Source organism: Methanoregula sp. (genome assembly GCF_002835825.1).
Lineage (GTDB): Archaea > Halobacteriota > Methanomicrobia > Methanomicrobiales > Methanospirillaceae > Methanoregula.
This window is the reverse complement of record NZ_PIZH01000411.1, coordinates 1-1827: the sequence shown is the minus strand read 5'-3', so window position 1 is coordinate 1827 and position 1827 is coordinate 1. Positions and strand designations below refer to the sequence as shown.

Sequence of the window (1827 nt, the reverse complement as noted above, 5' to 3'; positions counted from 1 at the left end):
GTCGGATACCGGGAGAAGAGTGCAGGCTTGACCTTCAGGACAGCCTTGTCGGTTGTCTGGGCGGAGAGGATGGTAAGGATGATGACCTCGAACGGGGAGCCGCGGCAGATCTTTCCTGCAGGTTCGCGGGCATCCGGATAGCGTTTCAAAAGAGCGGCATAGATCCGGGCGGCGTCCTGCTTTATCATGAAAATGGGGTAGGGCGGATTCGAACCGCCGTCAAAGCGTCCCAAACGCTCTAGGATGGACCAGGCTACCCTACTACCCCGTGCCATCATAGATGGGGCGCTGGATTACAAAAAGGATGGGGATGAGTAAAGGGAACAAAAGGGGTTTATCAGACTGGCAGCGGCTTCTTCTTCCCTTCGGAAACAACCGTGCCGCGGAACTTCCCTTTCAGGATCGCTTCCGAGAGGTTCTCCGGCCTGCTGCCATCGAGAACAATGAGCGGGATCCCGCTCCTCTCCACCACGCGAGCCGCAACAATGTCGAGCACGTTGTTGGAGCCGGCGCCAAGCGCGGTCTTGCCCACGATCTCGAGTAGTTTCTGCGGTGTGATCGCATCGAACCGGGTTGCCTTAGGGTTCTTCTTCGGGTCTTCGGAATAGATCCCGTCAACGGAGGTAGCGTTAATGAACGCTGTTGCACCCACCCGCTCGGCAAGGACGGCTGCCACGGCATCGGTTGTCTGGCCCGGGGTGATGCCCCCCATCACCACAATCTTTCCGTGCTCGCTGAACTTTTTCGCCTCCGCGTGGCTCTCCGCGACTTTCGGATATGCGGCCTCGCCCAGCGCCGCGATCAGCATGGTGGCATTGAGCCGGGTGATCAGGATGCCGATCTCGTCTGAGGTTCCTTCATCTATCCCCAGCTCGCGGGTGATATTGATATACCGCCGCGCCTCTCCCCCGCCACCGACAACCACAAAGAGCCGGCATTTCTTTGCAATCTTCTGCAGCACCGGGACATAGTCCCGGATCGTGTGGTTTTCCAGCGACGGGATGAGGATCGAGCCTCCCAGCGAGATGACAACCTTCTTCATTGCACTAGTTTTTGTACCGGGTGCTCATAAAGAGTTATTTGCTATGTTGTACTGTCCCCGCTGCAAGAGCCACGAAGTGTTCCCGGAAACAGGAGGCTATATCGGCTCGATCTATATCTGCAAGGACTGCGGGTACCGCGGCTCGTTCGTGCTCGAAGTCGATTCACCGGAAGGCATCAAGGATGTTGAAAAGGAGGAGCGGAAGCAGAAAAAGCCCGTCCGCTCTCACACAAAAGAAGGATAACAGGGTATGCATGAGGCACGCCAGTACAGGAAACTCGAAAACAATGCCGTGAAGTGCTCGCTCTGCAACCACCGGTGCACGATCAACGAAGGGAAGCACGGCATCTGCGGGGTCAGGATCAACGAGAAAGGGACATTGTATGCCGCAACCTACGGCAGGATCAGCGCGGAGGCAGTCGATCCTATTGAGAAGAAGCCCCTCTTCCATTACCTGCCGGGCACGACATCCTATTCCCTCGGGAGCATCGGCTGCAACTTCCATTGCAAACACTGCCAGAACTGGCACATCTCCCGCGCCGATCTGGAGACAGCACGTCTCCGCAGCCACTCACCGGAAGAGGGCGTGAGCCGGGCGATCGGCAGCGGAAGCGCGAGCATCTCATGGACCTACAACGAACCCACCATCTGGCACGAGTACACGCTCGACATGGGAACACTGGCACGGTCCCGGGGGCTCGGAACGGTGTATGTCACAAACGGCTACATAACCGAAGAGGCACTGCGCGAACTAGCCCCCATGCTTGGAGCATATCGCGTGGATA

Annotated in this window: 3 protein-coding genes, 1 tRNA gene and 1 pseudogene; 2 read left to right on the top strand and 3 right to left on the bottom strand. The window is 57.6% G+C overall.

From position 1 onward, the window contains the following. The 3 genes and pseudogenes from CW742_RS11695 to pyrH form a co-directional block, all read right to left on the bottom strand. A pseudogene (locus tag CW742_RS11695) lies at positions 1–188 on the bottom strand (endonuclease III); the annotation flags it as partial. A gap of 5 nt (positions 189–193) precedes the next feature. Further along, a tRNA-Pro gene (locus CW742_RS11690) sits at positions 194–268 on the bottom strand. A 69-nt stretch (positions 269–337) separates the two neighbouring features. Next, a complete protein-coding gene (gene pyrH / locus CW742_RS11685) occupies positions 338–1042 on the bottom strand; it encodes a UMP kinase (protein ID WP_292420585.1) in 705 nt (234 codons plus the stop codon). Between the two features lie 43 nt (positions 1043–1085). On the opposite strand from pyrH, the gene CW742_RS11680 reads away from it, so the two are divergent. Together CW742_RS11680 and CW742_RS11675 are read left to right on the top strand one after the other, a co-directional pair. Continuing rightward, a complete protein-coding gene (locus CW742_RS11680; protein WP_292420583.1) occupies positions 1086–1286 on the top strand; it encodes a hypothetical protein in 201 nt (66 codons plus the stop codon). A gap of 6 nt (positions 1287–1292) precedes the next feature. After that, positions 1293–1827 (top strand): radical SAM protein (locus CW742_RS11675; RefSeq protein ID WP_292420581.1); only part of this gene is annotated, 535 nt, incomplete at its 3' end.

Excerpts from the sequence above, each read along its gene's own strand:
- pyrH (WP_292420585.1), bottom strand. The coding sequence starts at position 1,042 with ATGAAGAAGGTTGTCATCTCGCTGGGAGGCTCGATCCTCATCCCGTCG.
- CW742_RS11680 (WP_292420583.1), top strand. The coding sequence starts at position 1,086 with ATGTTGTACTGTCCCCGCTGCAAGAGCCACGAAGTGTTCCCGGAAACA.